The organism is Streptomyces sp. PA03-1a, assembly GCF_033792805.1.
Taxonomy (GTDB): domain Bacteria; phylum Actinomycetota; class Actinomycetes; order Streptomycetales; family Streptomycetaceae; genus Actinacidiphila.
Genome location: NZ_JARAVO010000183.1, coordinates 1 through 20,171 on the forward strand (window position 1 = coordinate 1; position 20,171 = coordinate 20,171).

The following is a 20,171-nucleotide window of genomic DNA, read 5'->3' on the forward strand; positions in this document are numbered from 1 at the left end:
AACAGATGCACGGACGAGCAGGCTTCACCCTACTTCGCCACCGCATCCTCCTCGGATAGCAGCACACTCCGTCACCACCGAATGTGAGACAGAGCCGTTCAATGGACAGACCCCGCGGCCTCCACGTACCGCCAGTCCGCCGGCCGGCAAGCCGACGGGTTCGCGGATTCTCGGGGTGGAATCGCGGGGAACCGGAGGGGGACGTGGCGCCCGCTGGCGGAGTAGCCGACGGGTTGGGGGGTGATCGAGGTACGCGCCAAAGGCGGCAATGAGACGATGAGGGCTCGGCCCGCGCATTTCAGAGGGCCCGGCCGGTGTTCTGCCAGCGGCAGAACACCGGCCGGGCCGGGCTCGACGATCACTACAGTCCAGTCTCATGACGGCGATTACGACGCGTACGGTCGAGTACCCGGCGGACGGTTGACGATGATCGGGCACCTCGCACTCCCGGCCGGTGTCGACCGCCGGCCCGCGGTGCTGCTCGGACCAGAGGGCATGGGGCTCAGCGACGTCGAACGCCGCCGGGCCGATGCTCTCGCCGAGCGGGGATACGTAGCGCTGGCCTTCGACCTTCACGGCGGGCGCTATTTGGGCGACCCCGAGGAGATGCTGGCCCGTTGCATGCCGCTGCTCTCTGATCCCGACCGGATGCGGCACATCGGCCACGCGGCACTCGACGAGTTGCGCACCGAGCCCCGGACCGACCCCGACCGGATCGCCGCCATCGGCTACGGCACCGGGGCGCCATCGCGCTGGAACTCGGGCGCGACGGCGTCAACCTGCGCGCGATCGGGACAGTCAACGCGCTGACCACGGGCCGGCCGGGCGAGGCAGCGCGCATCCGCTGCCCGGTGTGGGCCGGGGTCGGATCGGAAGACCCGATCATGCCGCCCGCACAACGAAACGCGTTCACTGCCGAGATGCAGGCCGCGGGCGTCGACTGGCGCCTCGCGGTCTACGGCGGCGCCTTGCACGCCTTCCACCACCCGCCGGTCGACCACCTCACGGTCCCCGGCGTCGGCTACCACCGACAGCACGCGCAGCGAGCCTGGCGCGACGTCGTCGACCTGCTCGCCGAGTGCCTGCCCGTGACGGAGGATCTGAGGGCATGACCCAGGCAAACAGCCTGGCGCCAGGCCTGGCCCGCGTCGTGCACTGACAGTCCCCTCCCCTCAAGTCCGCACAGCAGAACCACATTCGAGTGGATGCCCGATCACAGAGAAGTGTTCGCAACTGCCGCAGTAAATAACGGATTTACGGCGACGGAGCCCCTGCCGTGATCGTCGCGATCTGCAGCGGTCCGTTCCGGCCGCCAGGGCGAGGTGTACGCATCCTCCGCGATACTCCGCGCCCGCTCCTGGTCGTAGGGGTCTGCGCCGGGTTCGGCGAATACCTCTTCCATTTGCTCGGGATCTGCGCTGCGCCGCAGTGCAGATCCCGAACCGTGGTCACCGTGCGCGGGGCCTGTCATCTCCGATACCGCTGCGCCACTGCCTCGAAGGCGGCCTTGGGTTCCCATTCCATGTCGGGGTAGGTCTGCCCCCGGCGCCCTTCGAGGAGTTTGACGATGCCCAGGCCGGCCCGGTCCAGATCGTCCCTGGGGTCGCCGTCCGGGCGGTGCGGGTAGCCGGGCAAGGCGAACAAGAACACAAACGCGCTGTCCACGCCCTCGGTCTCGAAGATCTCCAGCAGTTCGCTCAGATATGCGGCCTGGCCGGCCTCGTCGCGCTCGTATATGCCGTTCAGTCGTACAGGGGCCTTGGTCTCGGGATCGTGCTCGACCACTTCCAGCACCCGCCCACCTCGGTCTCCCGCGCCGCGGTAGGCCGCGGTGCCGAACCCGGTGATAGCGAGCGGCTTGGGACCTTGGGCCAGGGTGCGCACCGCGTCCCGGAACCGGTCGGCAACCTCGGCGGAGCGGATCAGCTCGAACGTCACCATGTCGAAGGGAGTCCAGTCGACCTGCTCGAACTGGATGGACGCGTAGGTGAGCTTGCCCTGGAACCGCTCGCGGACCGTGGCCGCGGCGTCGCGGAGGAATGCGTTGATGCGCACGCCGAGCTCACGCATCGCTTCGGCCCGCCGGTCGGGCCGGCTCATCAGCTGCTCGACCCGCTCCTCGGGGCTCTCACCGGGCAGGAACCCGCGGTTCATCACGCTCAGCTCGACCCCTGCGACGAACACGACTGTGGCCCCCTGCTGCCGGAGCCGTTCCGCTCGCTCGGCGCAGTCGCGGAAGAGCGTGAGGACCTGCTCCGGATCCAACTCCAGAGGATAGGGCGAGAACCAGACCTCCAGGCCGAGCTCGGCGGCGGCACCGGCGGCCAGCTCCAGTCGGCCCGGGTCGCCGCCGATGATCTGGACCGCGTTGCAGTGCAGGTCGTCGCGGATGATGGCGAGCTCGCGCCGGACCACCGCGAGGTCGAAGTGCTCGCGGGATGTCTGGCCATGCACGACGAATCCGGTGTCGTAGGTCATTCCTCTTGCTCGCACGGTGACGTCCTCTCTGTCGGTCTCAGTTCGGGACGAGGCTGACAGTCAAAGTGCGTGCACGCAAGTTTGCGCACGCAGCCCTGTGTGGAACGCTGACGCCGTGACGACACCACCACCAGGGCTGCGGGAGCGGAAGAAGCAGGCCACCCGCGAGGCGCTACGCAAGGCAGCCCTGCGCCTGGCCGTGGAGCGCGGCCCCGACCAGGTGCGGGTCGAGGACATCGCCGAGGGGGCCGGGGTCTCGCCGCGCACCTACAACAACTACTTCGCCAGCCGCGAGCAGGCGATCGTCTCCGCTGTTACCGCGGACCGGGAGGCGCGGATCGCGGCGGCAGTCGCGGCCCGGCCCGCAGGAGTGCGCCTGGCTGACGCCGTCACCGAAGCGGTGGTCGAGCAGTACACGAACACCGGTGAGCGCGAACACGAGGCACTGCTGCTGATCACCACCCGGACCGCGCTGCGCGACGCGTTCCTCGATACCACCGCCGACATCGAGCCGCCTCTCACGGCGGTGATCGCCGAACGCCTGGGCGATGCCGGAGCGCACACAGCCCGCGTTCTCGCGGCGAGCGTGGCCGCGGCGGTTCGCATCGCGTTGGAAAGCTGGCTCCAGCCGACCGGGAACGCGGGGGCCGCCGGGAGTTTCGGTGCCGGAGGACTGGTCGTGCCTTCCGGCTCGCTGCCAGACCAACTCCGCGCGGCACTGGCCCCGCTCGCGCCCGCGTTCGACGTCGCCCAGCGACGAACCCAGCCGTGAAGTCGACTCAACCGGTCTGTGTGGTTCCTCCTCGACCCAAGACGAGGACCCCGACAATCACACCGCCGGGGTCCTGCCATCCCTTTCGGCCGTACCTCGGCTGATCCTCATTTACTGCGGCTTCACTGTGCTGACCACGCGCGCCCTCGGGACGGCGCTGCCCTCGGACTTCCGCGCTCTGGCGGAGGCGTATCCGGTCTTGGTCGTCGACGACTTCCTGACGGTCTCCGCTCCCCGGCCCGGCGCCGAGGCGTCATGGGCGTCCGCGTCCAGGGAGGACGAGATCCTTCAGGATCTGTACGAGATGGGCGACACCGAGGGCTACGTTCCCTTCCCACAGCCGGGAGGCCTGATCTCCTGGGCGGAGTCCAATTCGGGGGACTCCTTCTACTGGCGGACAAGCCCTGCGGATCCGGACGCGTGGCCCGTGGTCGTCCGCGGAGACAACGGCGACTGGTCGGAGTTCCCGGTCGGCGTTGTCGAGTTTCTGGCCGGCGTGTACGGGCGCACCATCCACGTGCCGGGCATGCCCAGGGACTTTCCCAGCGACGACCCGCAGGTGCTGGGCCTGAGCGACCGCATCGACTGATCGGCAGCTGATCCGCAGGCACATGTGAACAGCGATCGCCCCCGGGGTTCCCGGGGACGATCGTCATTCGATGATCACTGACTACGTGACAGCCAGGAGTAAAGTGCGACGGCTCCGCCTCACAGAGCGCCCGGATTCAGGCGCTCGGGGAACCGCTCCAACTCGGCGTCGAAGAAGTCGCGAGCGCTGCCGTGCTGGAGGAGCAGTTCGTCGACGGTGTCGAGGTACTCGCGGGTCTCATTGATGGTGCGAGTGGCGTCGTCATCAAGCTGCTTGTTCTTGTGGCCAGCGACGATCCAGCGGGGCCTGAGGTCTTCGACGATTGCGATGGCTTGGCGCCACGCGTCCAGGCCACGGTGCCCGGCCTCGACCAGGAACTGGTGCACGCCGTTGTAGATCACATCGCCCGCGACCACGAGCTCGAGGTCCGGGACGTGCAGGACGCTTGTGTCGTCGGTGTCGCTGTGGCCGGCTTCGATGATCAGCAGATCATGACCTTCGAGCGTGAACCGGTTGTCGGGCACGGTGACGGCCGTGACCGGGGCGTCCGGGATCTGGCCGAGGAAGTACTTGTCCCAAAAGCCTGTACGGATTGACACGTTGTGGTGCATCTGCTTGATCGTGCGGGTCGTCGCGACGACCTGGGCGCCGAATCGCTCGGACAGGACACCGGCGGTGAACCAGTGGTCGCCGACGCAGCTTTGGCGTTCGGCGATCGTGGCGAGCACTCCGATTGCCCTGTCGGGGGTACCAGCCCCCGGCAGCACCGCGGGGTGTCGCAGCTATGCCCTGTCCGGGATCCGGGCGACAAGCGGCGAGGCCGCCTCCGCGTCCGGCCGACGCCGTCCGCGACGTCGGCCGAGGCCGCAGCGGAGCACGAGGCCGTGCCGGGCGAGCCGGGGTGCGTGGACCTCCGCCGCCGACGGTGCGCTTCGCCCGTGGCAGGCGGGCCTTCAGGCCACGTCGCGCCGGGAGAGCAGCAGGGCGGACAGGCCGAGGAAGACCGCCATGTACGCCGTCAGCACCATGCTCGCCGTGACGGGTCCCGACACCGAGACCACCCCGGGAACCGAGGTGCCGGCCGTGCCGGACGGGTCGAGGGCGGCGGCCAACGAGCCCGCGCTCGGCCCGATCAGCAGCCGCTGCAGCCCCTTCAGCACCGGGAGGGTCCCGGTCAGCCCGGAGACCAGGTTCTCCATCGCCAGCAGCCACAGCAGCCCCACCCCGATGGCGGCGCCGGTGCCGCGCAGCAGGATCGCCAGGAACATGCCGAGGCTCGCCGCGGCCATGCTGATCAGCCAGGCGGCCGCGACTCCGGCCGCGAGGCTTGACACGTCCGGCCAGTGCGCCGCCCGGCCGGTGAGCGCCGCGGCGACGGCGCCGGATGCGGCGCCGAGCGCCACCACCAGCGCCGTGACGCAGAGCACCACCACCGCCGCGGACGCCGCCTTGCCGAGGACCGCGCCCGTGCGGCCGGGCCGCTGGACCAGAAGTGTCCCCCAGGTTCCCCACCGGAACTCGCCTCCGGTGAGCACCGCGCCGAGGATCAGCATCAGTGCACTGCCGAACATCGGGTACAGGGCCACGGTCCCCGACAGGAAGCGGTCCGGAAGCAGGCCGTCGATCAGTTCCTGCGGGTCACCGGCGGCGCCGGGCGGCCGGTTCCGTACGGCAAGGTAGACGACGGCCGGCACCACCGTGCCGAAGACCAGGGTGAGGGCGATCCACACGCCGCCGACGATCCACACGCCGGGGCGTTTGCGTGCCGCCAGCAGCTCCGCCTGCACCACGGCGTTCACCGGTTGACCACTCCCTGGCGTTCCGTTCCCGTTCCCGATGTGGGCTGGTCCGCGACCAGCTCGAAGAAGGCCTCCTCGAGGGAGACCGTCTGCCGGCGGAGCTCGCTGACGGCCAGTCCGTTCTCCACGAGGAACCGGTTGACGGCCGCCGCCTGGCCGGGGTCGACGGCCACGCGCACCTTCCCGTCCTCCACGGTCGCCGAGCGGACGGACGGCAGCCGCGCGAGCAGGTCGGCGGCGCGTGCCGGCTCATCGACCGTGAGCGTCAGGCCCTCGTGTCCGGCGCCCCGGCGCAGCTCCGGGACGGTGCCCTCCGCGACCAGCCGGCCGTGACGTATGACGCCCACCCGGTCGCACAGGTGCTCCACCTCGGTCAGCTGGTGGCTCGACAGCAGGACGGTGCGCTGGTGACGGCGCAGCCCCGTGATGAGCTCCCGTATGCCGGCGACGCCCGCCGGGTCCAGACCGTTGGTCGGCTCGTCGAGAATCAGCAGGGCGGGGTCCTTCAGGAGCGCGGCCGCCACCGCGATCCGCTGCCGCATGCCGAGCGAGTACGCGCGGAAGGCGACGTCGGCTCGCGCGGCCATGCCCACTTCCTCGAGCACGTCGTCGACGCGGCCGGGGGGAAGGGCTGCGTACCGGGCGAGGACGCGCAGGTTGTCGCGCCCGGACAGGTGCGGGTACAGGGCGGGTGACTCGATCAACGCGCCCACGCCCCGCAGGCCTGCGGAGCTGCCGGCGGGGTGGCCGAGCACCGAGGCGGTGCCCGACGTCGGCCGGACGAGTCCCACGAGCATCCGCATGGTGGTGGTCTTCCCGGACCCGTTCGGCCCGAGGAAGCCGTACACCTCTCCGGTGCGCACGACGAGATCGAGGTCGAACACACCGGCCTCCGGACGGTACCGCTTGGTCAGTCCGCTGGTGCGGACCGCGAGGCCGTCACGCATCGGCGGCCTGCCGTCCGCCGGAACGGGCTCGGGCCGCCGCGAGGACCAGGACCACCACGACGGCGGTCTCGGCGGCGAGGATCACCACGGCCCACACCGGTCCCGTCCAGCGTTCGAGTGTGGCGAACCACAACCACATCAGGCAGCCGTACACCGACAGCGCGAACAGCAGCGAGACCAGCCCGTAGGCGGCGTACGCGCGGGCGTCGCGGGCCGGGTAGACGCTGAGTCGTTCGCGCGCGGCGGGGTCGCCCCGGCGCAGGAACAGCCGCCAGAACCGGTAGCTCTCGCCGCGCAGGTCGGCCAGGTCGAGCGCGTGCGTCAGCATCACGTATCCGTCCGATCGCAGGAATGGCAGCAGGTTCAGCAACGAGCCCGCGCTGCCGAACAGCAGGACCCCGGCGGCGAGCGAATGGCCCGGACCACCGTCGCGGGTCAGCCACCACCATCCGGCGACCGGCACCATGGCCAGCAGGCTCACCATGACCCCGGCGAACGCCGTCGCCACTCGGGCTCTGCGGCGGTGGAACAGCACGATGTCGTCGGTCCGGCAGTAGGGGGCCAGCAGGGGGAACCGCCAGCTGACCCCGATCTCCGTGACCGTGCCCCCGAAGTGGCGGCAGGTCACGCCGTGCGCGAATTCGTGCAGCGCTGTGATCACCCAGACGAGCAGTACGGAGACCGGTATCGAGATCGCCCATGTGCGCTGGTGGGCCGCCTCGGTGCTGAGGGTGGCCGCGTGGGTCCAGACCAGGGCCTGTACGGCGGCGACCAGGATCAGCGCGGGTATCACGAAGCCGGCACGGAAGGCGAAGGCCAGGCGCGTCGCCAGGGCGGCGCACAGCCGGTCGGGCCGGAGCAGCACCCAGCGCCGCCGCAGCCACCCTTGCCGCGCGGACTCCTTGTCCTCGCGGGCCTTCCTCAGCTTGTCGAGGACCGCGGTGTCGGCATGCCCGTCGAGCAGTTGGTAGCGGCCGAGGAGGGTGAAGATCTGCCCCCAGTGGTCCGGGCCCAGCCGGCGGTCGTAGGTGTCGCTGTACCGGCGTCCGATGTCCTGGAGGGTGTGGCGGCCGTCCATGAGGCCCATGATGAAGTGCTCGCGGGGGCCGACCCGGTAGTAGCAGCCGGTACGGGCGTCCTTGACGTGGTGCACCGTCTTCGGGCCGGTCCGCAGGGCGGGGCCGAGCACGACCTCCTGGCGGAGCCGGGGCAGATCCTGTGCGGTCACCGTGGCACCTCCTGCGCGGCCATGTCCGACAGCGCCTTGTCCATGACGTACGACAGATAGATCTCGTCGAGGATGCTCACGCCGAGCCGGTTGTTGGTCATGTGGACGTAGGAGCTGAGGACGATGGCCAAGGCGGCCTGGGGGTCGGGGGCCGCGCCGTCGCGGAAGGCCAGGACGCTGGCGCCGGACAGCGCGAGTACCTTCTCGCGCAGGTCGGCGCAGTGGCTGAGCCAGGACCGCTCCAGCGGGGTGGGGGCCGCGCCGGGCGTGTCGCGGACGCTGTCCCCCACGTGCCGCAGCCGGCAGACGAGTCGGTCGCGCATCCGGTGATAACTGCGGTCGAAGCGCTCGTGCTGGCTGTCGCTCGGCTCCTGGTAGGAGGTCTCCCACATGGTGCGATATCGGGTCAGGAAGCGGGCCACCTCGCCGTGGTCCCCCAGGAAGGAGAAGCACAGACCGGCCGTCAGCTGGGCGGCCTGGCCCAGCAGCACGGTGCGCACGTGGACGTTGGTGCTCTCCAGCAGGGTGACCACCAGGTCACTGGATCTCTCGAAGTGCCATTCGGCCAGCTCCATGGCCGTGGTACCGCCGTACCGGTCCAGCTCCCGCTCGTAGGGGATGCGCGCGACGCTGTTGTTGTCCCGGAAGGGCATCGTGCCGTCCGGTCCGTACAACTCGTCCCAGCGTTCCTGGCTGTACTCGGCGAGGAACATGTTCCGGTACAGGTCGCCGCTGGCGTTGCGGTCCTCCTCGTACAGAGCCGGGCGGCGGCGCAGGAAGTCGGCGAGCGCCCCCTCGGCGATCCTCGCCACCTCACCGGCCGCCGCGGCGTCGGCCGGCAGCAGGCGCAGCCGGATGTGCGGGCCCTCCAGCCAGTACCGGATGAAGAACCAGGAACGCAGCAGGCGCTGCTCGCGCAGCCGCGCGACCAGCGGCCGCACGCAGTGCACCAGCACCGGGTTGGCGTTCGCCGCGTAGAAGACGTGCAGGCTGATCCAGCCGTTCCCGTCCGTCTCCATGCCGGGGACGCTGCCTGCGAGGAGAGTGTCTTTGCCGTTCATCACCGCTCCGTGGGCATTCCGTCGAGCTCCACCGTGAGCTCGGTGACGTATCGGTTCCGGTCGTCGCGCAGCCACAGCTCGTCCGGGCCGGGCAGCATCTCGGTGAGGACCACCGGGGAGGCGCTCTTGCGGACGGCCGTGTCGAGCAGGCGCACGCTCGGGTAGGCGTCGAAGTCGACGTACAGGGGCTTGTGCTCGCCGCCCGGGCTCGCGAAGACGCGACGCGGAAGGCCCATGCGCCGCTGCCACTCCCGCCACGCCAGGAACCACTCGTGGTCCGGCTGCCCGGGCGTCACCGCGGGCAGCCGGTCCGCGGCGCACCGCCAGGACCTGCGCTGCACCACGACGTTGCCGAGCCGTATCCGGGGCAGCGGGCCGTCCTGTGTCTCCCGCAGGCCGGTGCCCTCCCACAGGTCGAGCTGCACCATGCTCGTGTACGAGAAGTTCAGCAGCACCTGCTGCACTTCCGGCAGCGCCATGGGCAGCAGGAAGCCCAGGTAGACCGGGATCACCTCGACGCCCAGGCGACGCGAGCGCAGCAGCAGCCGGTCGGCCGCCGGGTCGTGCTCGACGACCAGGTCCTCCACCGGGATCTGCTCCGCGCCGGGCCGGGAACTGGTCTCGCCCGGGCAGACCACCTCGTAGGGGGTGACTACCGGGTGCAGGTTGAGGTTGGTCGTGTCGTAGCCGCCTTTGAGCTCGGCGAAGACGGCACCGGGCGGGGCGACGGTCTCCAGGGACCGGCGCAGCGACGCGGTGAGCCCGGACCCGAAGCAGTGTGCGAACCGGGAGAACAGCAGGGTCAGGCCGGAGTAGACCCGGTTGACGACGACCAGCGGATCCTGCGTGCCCCGCTGCGCGAGCTGGAGGAAGAACGACAGTGGGCGCAGTCCTTCCCGGGGCGAGCGGGGCAGGATCGCTCCGACGGTCGTGAGGAACTCCTCGTCCAGCTCCAGATCGGCCCCGGAGGCCAGGTCCCGGTATCGCCGTACGACCTCGTCGGCGACGGCGGCTCGGGCACGGTCGATGCGGGTGATGTCCTCCTGCCGGAACCAGTTGTCGTAGGGGCGGAAGGCGGTGCCGTCGAAGCGCTGGTGACGCAGGAGCCGCTGGTTGTGGTTGTCGTAGAAGTCCTGCCCGAACTCGTGGGCGAAGGACAGGAAGTCCTCGCAGCGCCCCCCGGTGCCGTACCGCGCCCTGAAGAACCCCTTGGTCACCAGGCGGCGCACGAGGTTGCCGTCGAAGGCCGGCAGGATGTCGGCCAACCGTTCGAGGTCCGGGGTCAGTTGCTCCTGCCACGCCTGCGCGTCACCGGTCACCGCCAGCCCGGGCACCGTGGTGTCCTCGTAGACCAGCGTGCGCAGCACCGGGAGATCCGCCTGGCCCAGGAGCCGGTGCGCCGCCGCCGCCGACTCCTTGATCCGGCCCAGCAGCTGGCGTCTGCGTCCGAGGTCAGCCCCGGCGAACTGTCCGACGTCCTCGCCCATGTGCTCCACGAGCCGGGCGACGTCGTCCGCCCAGGCGGTGCGCAGCGCCCGCAGGCCCTTGCCGTAGGTGGCGACCGGGTCCGGGTCGTGGATGTCGACCTGGAGCCCCGGGACGACGAGCAGCCCGAGCCTGAGCAACTGGGCGAGGTAGGCCTCCACATCGACTTCCGGCCGGTCGGGGCCCCTGGCGGACAGCAGGGCCACCGCGTCGCCGAACCGCAACTCGGCGTCGTCCCGGAACACGGTGAGCACGTCCGCGAGAACGTCGCCGGTGGGCAGGTAGAACAGGCTCTCGTGCACCGCGTCCAAGGTGACCGCCGCGTCCGCGTCGGCGTCGGCGCCGCGCAGCCTGCGCAGGTAGCGCACCCGGTCGCGGTCGACCCGCAGCCCGCTGGTGGCCCGCACCGGCAGGTCGCGGCGGAGCCGCGGGTCGACGGTGGCCAGCTCCGAGAGCCGGGCGAGCACCGCGATGTTGAGCCTGGAGTGGCTCTCCTTGTCCCAGCCGCTGAGCCGCGTCACGAGGGGGCTGCCGACGCCTTCCTCGAAGCCGCCGGCGGACACCGCCGTCAGCGTGCTGAAAGGGCTGGTCTTGCACGCCGTGCGGTAGAGGTACTCCAGCAGTGACCGTTCGATGCGGCGTTCCCGCTTGCTCAGCGGACCGCCGTCGCGCCGCACGTAGCCGTCCAGGTACTCGTCGAGCGACGGAGAGGACAGCTGGATGCCGTGGCGCAGATCCGTCTCCACCGTGATCCGCCGCAGCTCCCGCCGGCTCGCCGCGACCTCGCGCGCCACGACGCCGGAGCCGCCGGTCAGCAGCGACGCGCAGCGCTCCCGCTCGGCGGCCCATTCCCGCAGTGCCGCGACATCCTGCGCCGGCAGCAGCGGCTCCGCCGACGCGAGACCACGCGGAACACGGGAGTTGAACACGTCCCGGCGCAGATTGATCAGCGTGCGGCGCGCCGACGGGTCGGCGAGGGAGTCCGCTATCCGATCCTGCAGGACATCGGCGAGGCGGGCTCCTCGTTCACGCAGCCGCCGCCGGGCGTCGAGCAGCCCGTCCGCCCACGCCGCGCTCTGCGCGGTGGCCAGGACGTCGGCGGCCTCGAAGGGCAGCCCGCCGACCCGCAGCATGAACCGCGGGACGAGGTGCCACGCCCCTTCGGCGCGTCGGGGACCCGGCGCAGTCGCGGCGGGCTCCGAGGGAGAGGCCGCCGATGGTATCGCGCTGGATATCACGGATCGTCCCTTTCATGCCAGCCGGTAGTCGTAGTCCGCGCGGTCCGTGCGTTCGTGCCCGAGCAGCACGAACAGGAAGGTGCGTTCGTCACTGCCGTCGAGACCGACCGCCTCGTCGATCGCGATGTTGTCGAAGCCGAGCACCACGCCGCAGCCCACGCCGAGCGCCGCCGCGACGGTGTAGGCGGTCTGCGACAGCGCCCCCACCTCCGCGTTCAGCACGCGGTAGCCGCGACTGCCGAAGGCCTCCAGCGTGCTGCGCCATCGGCCCGAAATCGCGAGCACGGCGCCGACCTGTTCCAGGTTGTAGTTGCTCAAGTAGTAGCTGCGCTGCAGCGTCCCGGCGATCGGCCCCTGCCGCACCACCTGCAGCCGCTTGCCGCCCGCGTCGTAGCGGTAGCTCCCGGCGGGCAGCCCCGCCACCCGGTTCGCCAGCACGTACAGCCCGGTCAGGCCGGCGTCCTCCGGCACCGCATCCGCGGTGTACCGCTGCCCCGACACGGTGCCGGCCAGCACGGTCGCCAACTCGTCCAGGCCCAGCGGACGGGACCCCACGAACGAGCCGAAGCTGGTGCGCCGGCCGCGCAGGACCTCGCCCAGGTCCGTGCCGAGCCGGCCAGCCAGGGGCCGCGGCAGCTCCACCTCGCCGCCAAGCTCCCGTGGCAGCGGCACCAGGCGCCGCGCCACCGCCGGGTCGGGGCGCGCACGGCGGTCGTCCAGGACCGCCCGGTGCACCTGCCGCACCTGCTCGAACGTCCTGGTCCGCGCCGACCGTTCGAAGCTCGGGCGGTCGACCGGACCGCCGCGGCCCGCGGTGCCGCCCGCTCCGGCGCTCGGCTCCGGGCCCGCGCCCGCGCCTGGCGGGCCGAACGGCAGCGGGACGACGGCCAGCACGCTCTCCTCGTCGGTCACGAGCCCCAGGAGCCGGTTGAGCCGCTCGTCGTCGAACCACAGCACGCGCGAGAGCCGTCGCCCCGTCGCCCGGGCGATCAGCTCCCAGCACCCCAGCAGGGCACCGGCGTCCTGGGTCACCACGTGGTAGCAGAAGCTGTTGTACTTGAACGCGTTCTTCCAGAACCGCACAGTCACCAGGAGGAAGCCGTCCGCCGTCCCGGCTCCGGCACAGGCGTCCCGGACCTCGGCGGTCAGGTCGCCCGCCACCAGCCGCTCGAACGCGTGGTGCGCCGTCGCATAGTGGTAGACCCCGGGGGTCAGCGGACCGGACGGACCCGCCACCCAGTACACCTCCAGCGGGTACATTCCCCCGCCGGAGGCGCTGCCCCGGCCCCACAGCGCCTCCGGGTAGAGCACCCGCACATGGCTGTCCTGGTTCCAGTTCACCCGCAGCCTGCGGTCCAGCACTCCGCAGGACAGCCGCAGCAGCGATGCCAGGGACCCGGCTGTCCACAGCGGCCCCGGGCCGGGCGGCGGCGTCCCGAGGACGACGTCCGCGGTGGGCGCCAGCGGCCGGCCGACGCCCGGCGGCACGGGGAAACGCCGCACTCCCAGGTAGGTCTTGTGCCGTGACGGCTGGTCCTCCCAGTCGGGGGTGAAACCGACCGGCTCCATCGACTCCCGGCCGCGCCGGAACACCGACTCCACATAGGCGCTCACGACCTGCGTTCGGTCCTCGGACACGGACTCTCCTCCTTCGCCGGACGTGCCCGGCCCACGATCGGGGCCCGTCCGCGCATGACGGGTCACAGGGAACGGCTCACGGGAAGGGGTGCGGCCTGGGATTCAGGCCGGTGGGGCCGAAGCCCTCCGCACGGGAGTGGACCTCGGCCAGGCGGCCGTCGAGGTAGGCCCGCAGCCGCGGATGGCCCAGTACGCGCTGCCGCTCCCAGCCGAAGTCGATCGGCACCAGTCCGGGCGCCAGCACACACAGGGTGCGGATGCCGGTGCCGTCCTGCTCCGGGCACGTCTGGTCCACGGCGACCACGTCGCTGCCCACGTCCCGGAGCCGCTCCATCACGAACCGGACATCGTCGGCCAGGTCCAGCGTCGCGGGCCGCTGGGCGAGCCAGGGGCCGTACAACTCGCCCATCGACCGGGCCGGCGCGGCGTCCAGCAGGAACGAGGCCACGTGCGCCATCTCCGGCAGGCCGTACAGCAGGGCATGGTCGGTCAGTTCGTGCACACGGTCGTAGTCGGCCGCCATCTCCCGCAGCGCCGGCACCTTGGCCGCCACCCGTTCGTCCATGCCGGGGATGTACGAGGCGGTCTCGGAGATCGCGGCACGCACCGCCTCGACGGGATCGAGGCTGGCACCGGCCGCGAAGCACAGGGTGCCCAGCCCCCCGTCCAACCGCTCGGCGACCGCCATCACCGCGGGTACGGGGACGTCCACCCGCATGTCGAACAGGCGCATCCGGTAGCCCAGCCGCGCCACGCGGTCCAGCACGAACCGGACCTCCTCGTCGGCGATGGTCGCCTGGTCGATCTCAGGCAGCCTCGCCCCGGCGAACCAGCACAGCAGGAAGGCGTCCCGCTCGATGAGTTCGAGCATGCCGTGCAGCAGTGCCTCCTCCGTACTGGTGCCACTGGCACAGCCGTTGGAGCATTCCTGCACGAACTTCCGGTCCGGACGGCGGTCGAGGTAGAACACCAGTTGCTCCGGCACCATCACCGGCCGCCGTCCGCCGAAGGAGTAGCCCCACACCCAGTGGGTCGGGGTGTCCGGGGTGTACGGCTGGTAGTAGTCACGGTGTCCGGCGTAGAACTCCGGCCGGTACGCACCCAGGGCCGCGGGGTCGAGGGCGTCCGGCGCCAGGTCGCGGTAACTTGCGTACACCGTCGGGCGCTTGGCCCGCGGGAACTGGCCCGCGTAGCGCTCCAGCCCCTCCAGCATCCCGTACCGTTCGCTGCTCACCGAGCTCTGCGACTGCCCGCTCCACCACATCTCGTGGAAGTCGTACTTGCTGCGCACCCTGAAGTAGCCGCTGACCGGCAGGGTCGCGCTGCACTGGTAGACGCGGCGGGCCGCGCTCGCCAGCGCTCCGCAGACCTCGTTGACGTATCCGCCTACCGGCAATGGAAGGTCGCCCGCGGCGGCTCCCCGGTAGCTCACCGGGCTCGACTTCGGCCGTGCCCGCAGGGGCAGCACCGCGCCCTCGGCGGTGTCGGGCAGTGGGGTGGCGCACCGCTCGCACTCGGAGTCGGCGATGAGCTCGTGGCGGGTGACGGTCAGGTCGCGGGTCCGCAGCTCGACGATCCGGCCGATCCGCCGGTCACCGGGCGGCAGCTCGGCGCCGGCCGTCTCCGCGGCCACGAGCTGCGCGATGTGGTCCAGCACGAGCGGCACGAGGCCGGGTTCACCGCCGGCGAAAAAATCGGCGCCGTCCTCGACGGCCCTTCGTTCCTCAACCGGGCGCAGCGCCAGCCAGCGCCGGTCCAGGCACCGGCCGCACGGCCGGCTCCTCCCGTCCGCCCGGTGGAGGGGTCCGAGCAGCACGGTCCCCGCGTACAGGCGCACCGGGTAAACCAGTCCGTGCGCCGGTGGCGGTCCTTGCTCTCCGGCCGCCTCGGGCAGTCCGAGTACCCGGACGTCGACCTCGAACCCCGCGGGAGCCCGGCCGTTCAGGTGAGCACGCAGGACATCGGCGGCCCGTGCCCATGGATCATCCGAGACTGCCGTGACCGTCATTGCGTTCGACACCACAAAGTCATCCGTCCACTCAGACGCTCATTGGTACGCGGGTGGGTGAAACAGCTGCTCGCACGGCCGAGGGTGCAGGCCCTGCGAGCAGCTGCACTCGTCACGCCGGGCGGTCCGTCCGGAGACCGGGGCGACCCGCCCTGATCAGCCGGCCGGCGGTCAGCTGGTGCTGGAGCTGCAGGAGCAGCAGGAGCTGGTGCTGCAGGAGCAGCAGCTGGAGCAGGAGCAGCTGGAGCTGGACCAGGCCAGCTCGACCGACTCGTCGGTCATCTCCTCGATCTCGAACGTCGCGCTCTCCAGAGCGCTCAGCTCGTCCTTGAGCTCAACTGACATGGCGATCCTTCCCATGGGTGTGGTGGGGATGTCACCCCGGAACGGTCGTTCCGGGAACCGTGGCGCGCCCGGTGCGGGCGCGGGTCAGTCCGGGGTCACCTACTGCGCGGCGAGCAGGACCGTGCCGGTGACCATTCCTCGGACTGCGTGCAGATCGATCGTGGTGGTCTCGACGAACAGCGCTCGGGTGCCGTCCGCGTCGAGCCGTGCGAGCACTTGGGGCACCGGTGTCGCGGGCCCGTCGAGGGACCACTCCGCGACGCCTTCGCCTTCGAGGAGCGCCCTGGGGTCGAGATCGGCCACCAGCGGGTCGCCCAGGTCCGCCGGCGTGCCCTCGTAGTGCCGGCTGACAGCGAGGCCTACCGCGTCGCGCACCGCGTCGCGCAGGGCGTCCCGTGCCGACAGAGCCGAGCCGACGGCCCAGTCGGCCGCCCCCTCCTCGCCGCCCTCGACGACGGCAAGCACCGTGAAGGCGGGCGCTGCGCCGGGCAGCGCGTACACCCGGGCCTCGCGGCCGATGTGACGCAGGCTGCCCAGGGCGAACGCCACTTCGTCGTCGCCTGCGAGCAGGGAGTCGCCCACGCGGGTGGCGGGGGCCTCACGGGTCAGGGCGCGGACCAGGCCGCGGTAGGCCAGCGCCGAGCACAGTCCTTGCTCCCGCACGGCCTCGAGCGTCCAGTCCGCCGCCGCACCCGCCGAGGTGGGCTCGAAGCGCAACCGGGCGTTGGCCGGGGAGAGCGGATAGGCGGCCGCGGCGGGCACGAGCCACGTGCTGCCGTCGTGCAGCGACACCGCGGGTGTCGTGGCGCCCCCGGACCACTCCCGCTCCCCCGCCAGGCCGCCGAACACCTCCAGCAGTTGGGCGGGCAGCAAGGCCGCCGCTTCGTCGGCGCTCGTGCCCACCGCCCCGACGGGCCCCAGCCGGCCCACGTAGCAGCTCACCGCCGCCCGCACCGCGCGGGTCCGTGCGACCAGGATCGTGTCGGTGTCGAACGCGGCGATCTCGCGGTGCCCGTCGGTCAGCGACCCGGCGGGGCCCAGCCGCACCCGGCCCATCTTGAGCGGTATCTGCTTGAACGATTCGTCAGCCCATCCGGACATCACGCCGACGTCCGGGGAGACCAGGACGGCCGCCCGGCCGTAGGCCTCGCTGTCATCCGCCGGCCGGGTGGGACCGTCCCCGTCCGGCTCCACCCGTGCGTGCCTCAGCGGGCATCCCGGATGCGGCAGCACCCGCTCACGCCGGGACTCCAGCGTGGTCAGGTCCTGGATCACCGCGTGCCGTTGGTCGTCGGGCTGCAATTGTCCGCTGCCCAGCCGGAAGATCTCGAACGCCACCGCGTTGCCCACCATGCTCCGGGCGACCGCACTGCCGTGCTCGGGCTCGCCCGCGGTCGGCCCGACCGCCAGGGCGCGCCAGTAGTCCGCCGCGAGCCGGGGGTCGCAGTTGGCGGAGAGCCGCAACTGCGCGCACATCCAGCACGGTTGATCCGCCGGTCCGCTGATGGGACCCAGCACCACCCGGGTCCGGTCCGACACGACGGGAAGCAGCCGCGGTCCTGCCTCGGCACCGTGGACGCGCTTGGTCAGATCGAGCAGGCCGCGGCCGTGTGCGCCGTCGACGGCGCACACGACCACGTCGAACGCGGCCAGGTCCACGGGTGGCAGGGGCAGGACGACGAGCTTGGCCGGGGTGCCGGCATCGGCGAGACGGGCGATCTCGCCGTCGAACTCGCGCCCCCAGGAGGCGTCGTCCACGAAGACCTCGGCCAGGCCGTTGCGCAGCAGGCCGCGGACGGCCGCCGCAAGGACGTCCCCGGGCGGGCCGCTGACCAGGACGCGTGAGGAGCGGAACCGGGCGAACAGCTCCTGCGGTGTCCGCCGGTCCGCGTGCATGAAGTGCTCGATGAAATTGACCTGCGACGCGAACAATTCCGCTGCCGCGGAATCCAGGACCTTGTCGTCGGGTTGCGGGAAGTCGCGGGCGAATCCCTTGTCGAGAAGGGCCTTCATCAATGCGACAGCGGTTCTGCGCCGACTTTCGTCCAGGCCCTCACATAACTCGGCGACGCTGGACGCGCCGTTCATCCGGGGGCCGAGGGCCGACATCCATTCATATGCGCCTGCGCCTTTGAGGACGCATGAAGTATCGGAACTGCGTAAGTAGATCCCGGTGTCGACGCGGAGGAAGACAACGTCGTTCCGCAGCCGGGGTCTTATGTCGAGGAGACGCGTTTCGCCAACCGTTCGCATGCCGCCCCCGTAGGGTGTGCACCTTCGGACCATGGTGTGCGCCTTCGGGACACGGGGACAGTTCTACCCGCGTCCACGTGGGGAAGTGTGGAGCATCCCTGGATGGGACGTCAATGGCCTCGACCCGGGTCCTCGCACCCTGCACCCGCCGGGCGCCCCGCCGCCGGGGGTCGTCCCGACGTTGACCTGTGAAATCCCTGTGGCGTCTCCGTGCCCGGACCGCCGAAACTTCTTCGCGTGGCGACCACTCCCCGATGCTCCGGGAACGGCGGCACACGCCAGGAGACGAGGAGGCTCGCGAACTGCCCAGCGCGCATCTCCCTGAGTACACCAAGGCACCGGCAACGACATTCCGCACTTTTCTCCGCTCCGGCGGTCCGCTTTCCCGAACGGTGAGCGACAAGGCCCGGGAGCGGCACAAGAACCCAGCCGCTTCCCGGTATCTCGCCGCGAGTTCAGTCGCCCTCAGGGCAGAGGTGCGCGGGCCGGGATGAAGTCGGAGATCGCGGTACGAGAGGTCTCAGGACGACTGAGACGTGGCGCGCAGTCACCGACACGGTGGCGGGCGACCTGGGAGCCGGTCCCGGAAGTGCGGCCGAAGACCGCTTGGCCGGGCACAAGCGCGCTGGTGAGCGGCAGGCCGAATTCGCCGCCGGCGAAGTTGATGCCGGAGTGACGGATGCCGCGGAACAGGACGTCGAGCTTGACGTCGTGCGGGCCGACTCGCGGCGTTCTACGGCGAGGGCCCGCCCCCGCACTTGGTCGTGTGATCAGCTGGCGCCGAGCATCTGCCGCATCTGCGCGATCTCCACGGTCTGAGCCCTGACGATGTCACCCGCCATGGACATGGCGTCCGGGGATGCGCCCTTCTGCGGAGCGTCGTCGACCTCGGCAAGACGGCGGGCGACCTCCACCTCGAACTCGGAACCGGCCAGGTCCCCGACGGGCGCGACCCGGGCAAGGGTCTCGGAAGGGACCAGACGGAGCGCGACGCGGTCCGAGTTGTGGATGACAACCACATCGTCGACCTGGAGCCCCAGCTCCGAGGCCATGGCCTGCCCTGCCTCAATCGCGCGACGGAGCGCTGGTGGCTCCATACCGTCCTCCTTTACGCGCCGCCCTACACCCGTCCCGCCCAGCATGTCCTGTGCCATCTGAGCGATGACGTCACGGCGCGTCTTGCCGCCCGCGGTCGGTGCCGGATAGGAGGCTGGGAGCCGGCTCCCAGTGCCGACCGCAAGGCGCGCCACGGTGGTGACGGCCTTCTCCGTGCGGGCGTTCAGATCCCGTACACAGAAGGTAGTCGACCGCGCTGCGGTGGGTCAGAGGTTCAGAAACAGGTACGAAGAAGCGTTGCCATCAGTCGGCCAGCGCCGGCCCGGGCCCGTACGGCGTGGCCGTAGCGCAGCGGCGGGCGCGGGATCGCGCCTGGGTCGGTGAGTGCCGGCGGCGCCTGTTCCTCGAGGGCGGTGAGTTCCGGCGGCATCGGACAAACCTTCACATACCCCGGACAATGAAGACTTGTTCACCCTGAACAAACCCCCCGATACGCGAGTGCCCCCGCCGCCCATCCCCGTCACCGGCGGGGGCCCTCTCTAGACGGCCGCAGCCCCGGCACCGCGCGCACTAAAACCGCAGATCAACCCCGCCAGACACTCCACGGTGCGGCAGGCGCTGCACTGGGGCAGGCTGAATGCATGCGGTCACCGTCCTGCTCGTCTCCCGGGCCGGGAGCGGGCGGCCATAGCAAGGTCCTCCTGACACTCGCGCAGGCTGTGCCCTTCGTGATAGCGCTGGCCGTGCTGGGAATCGAACTGTCACCCGCGCATTTCATGATGACCGGCCCTATCCTCACCGCGACGCCGGCACTGGCGGCCCTGACGATGGGCCCCAAAGGCACCCTGTCAGCGGCGGCCGCCGCTCTGGCCGTCAACGTGACCACCGCCACCTACAACCACGAATGGGGAACCCACCAGATTTTCGGCAACCTCGTGGGCCTGCTGGTGGTGTCGGTCGCCAGCGTGATCCTGAGCAAGACGGTGCGCGCGCACCGGCGCAGCGAGCTCGATCAGGTTCGCCGTATCGCCGTGGCGGCACAGGACGTCATCCTGCGGCCTGTTCCGGCGCGGCTGGGTCCGGTACAGGCGGCCAGCTTGAGCCTCGCGGCGGGGACGGGCGCGCAGGTCGGCGGTGATCTGTACGAGGCGGTGCTGACCCGGTACGGCGTCCGGCTGATCGTGGGAGACGTCCGCGGCAAGGGCCTGAATGCCATGCGGGCGGTCGCGGTGGCGCTGGGCGCCTTCCGGGAAGCCGTGCACTACGAGAACGAC

General features: G+C 71.0%; 13 protein-coding genes and 3 pseudogenes. 4 read left to right on the forward strand and 12 right to left on the reverse strand.

Annotated features, from left to right (window positions below):
* Positions 1–376 precede the first annotated feature (376 nt).
* Positions 377–1,112 (forward strand): annotated as a pseudogene (locus PV341_RS32315) (dienelactone hydrolase family protein).
* 355 nt (positions 1,113–1,467) lie between these two features.
* On the opposite strand, the gene PV341_RS32320 reads toward PV341_RS32315, so the two are convergent.
* Positions 1,468–2,478, reverse strand: coding sequence for a glycoside hydrolase family 113 protein (locus PV341_RS32320; protein ID WP_500327860.1), 1,011 nt, complete (start codon positions 2,476–2,478; stop codon positions 1,468–1,470).
* A gap of 115 nt (positions 2,479–2,593) precedes the next feature.
* Between PV341_RS32320 and PV341_RS32325 the strand changes: the two genes are divergently transcribed.
* Both PV341_RS32325 and PV341_RS32330 read left to right on the forward strand, forming a co-directional pair.
* Complete coding sequence (locus PV341_RS32325; protein WP_500359696.1) at positions 2,594–3,250, forward strand: TetR/AcrR family transcriptional regulator; 657 nt, start codon at positions 2,594–2,596, stop codon at positions 3,248–3,250.
* Positions 3,251–3,377: 127 nt separating this feature from the next.
* Positions 3,378–3,839, forward strand: a complete 462-nt coding sequence (locus PV341_RS32330; RefSeq protein ID WP_500327862.1) for a hypothetical protein — start codon at positions 3,378–3,380, stop codon at positions 3,837–3,839.
* A 119-nt stretch (positions 3,840–3,958) separates the two neighbouring features.
* On the opposite strand, the gene PV341_RS32335 is transcribed toward PV341_RS32330, so the two are convergent.
* The 11 genes and pseudogenes from PV341_RS32335 to PV341_RS32385 all read right to left on the reverse strand — a co-directional run.
* On the reverse strand, positions 3,959–4,567 hold the full coding sequence (locus PV341_RS32335; protein WP_500359697.1) for an MBL fold metallo-hydrolase: 609 nt from the start codon (positions 4,565–4,567) through the stop codon (positions 3,959–3,961).
* Between the two features lie 225 nt (positions 4,568–4,792).
* Complete coding sequence (locus tag PV341_RS32340; protein WP_500359698.1) at positions 4,793–5,638, reverse strand: ABC transporter permease; 846 nt, start codon at positions 5,636–5,638, stop codon at positions 4,793–4,795.
* Positions 5,635–6,585 (reverse strand): ABC transporter ATP-binding protein, encoded by a 951-nt coding sequence (locus tag PV341_RS32345; RefSeq protein WP_500327866.1) that lies wholly within the window; start codon positions 6,583–6,585, stop codon positions 5,635–5,637. Before PV341_RS32345 ends, PV341_RS32340 begins: the two co-directional genes overlap by 4 nt.
* Complete coding sequence (locus PV341_RS32350; RefSeq protein WP_500327867.1) at positions 6,578–7,813, reverse strand: hypothetical protein; 1,236 nt, start codon at positions 7,811–7,813, stop codon at positions 6,578–6,580. Before PV341_RS32350 ends, PV341_RS32345 begins: the two co-directional genes overlap by 8 nt.
* Entirely contained in the window at positions 7,810–8,874 is a 1,065-nt protein-coding gene (locus PV341_RS32355) for a thiopeptide-type bacteriocin biosynthesis protein (RefSeq protein ID WP_500359700.1), read from the reverse strand. The genes PV341_RS32350 and PV341_RS32355 overlap by 4 nt, the downstream gene beginning before the upstream one ends.
* On the reverse strand, positions 8,874–11,492 hold the full coding sequence (locus tag PV341_RS32360; protein ID WP_500327870.1) for a lantibiotic dehydratase: 2,619 nt from the start codon (positions 11,490–11,492) through the stop codon (positions 8,874–8,876). The genes PV341_RS32355 and PV341_RS32360 overlap by 1 nt, the downstream gene beginning before the upstream one ends.
* Before the next feature lie 117 nt (positions 11,493–11,609).
* Positions 11,610–13,235, reverse strand: coding sequence for a SagB family peptide dehydrogenase (locus PV341_RS32365; protein WP_500327872.1), 1,626 nt, complete (start codon positions 13,233–13,235; stop codon positions 11,610–11,612).
* Between the two features lie 76 nt (positions 13,236–13,311).
* Positions 13,312–15,243 carry a TOMM precursor leader peptide-binding protein gene (locus tag PV341_RS32370; protein ID WP_500327873.1) on the reverse strand — a complete coding sequence of 644 codons (1,932 nt, stop codon included), beginning with the start codon at positions 15,241–15,243 and terminating at the stop codon, positions 13,312–13,314.
* 171 nt (positions 15,244–15,414) lie between these two features.
* Positions 15,415–15,588, reverse strand: coding sequence for a hypothetical protein (locus PV341_RS32375; protein ID WP_018560191.1), 174 nt, complete (start codon positions 15,586–15,588; stop codon positions 15,415–15,417).
* Positions 15,589–15,687: 99 nt separating this feature from the next.
* Positions 15,688–17,601 (reverse strand): TOMM precursor leader peptide-binding protein, encoded by a 1,914-nt coding sequence (locus PV341_RS32380; protein WP_500359701.1) that lies wholly within the window; start codon positions 17,599–17,601, stop codon positions 15,688–15,690.
* Between the two features lie 1,124 nt (positions 17,602–18,725).
* Positions 18,726–18,938: pseudogene (locus PV341_RS32385) on the reverse strand (aminoglycoside phosphotransferase family protein); the annotation flags it as partial.
* A 678-nt stretch (positions 18,939–19,616) separates the two neighbouring features.
* On the opposite strand from PV341_RS32385, the pseudogene PV341_RS32390 reads away from it, so the two are divergent.
* A pseudogene (locus tag PV341_RS32390) lies at positions 19,617–20,171 on the forward strand (PP2C family protein-serine/threonine phosphatase); the annotation flags it as partial.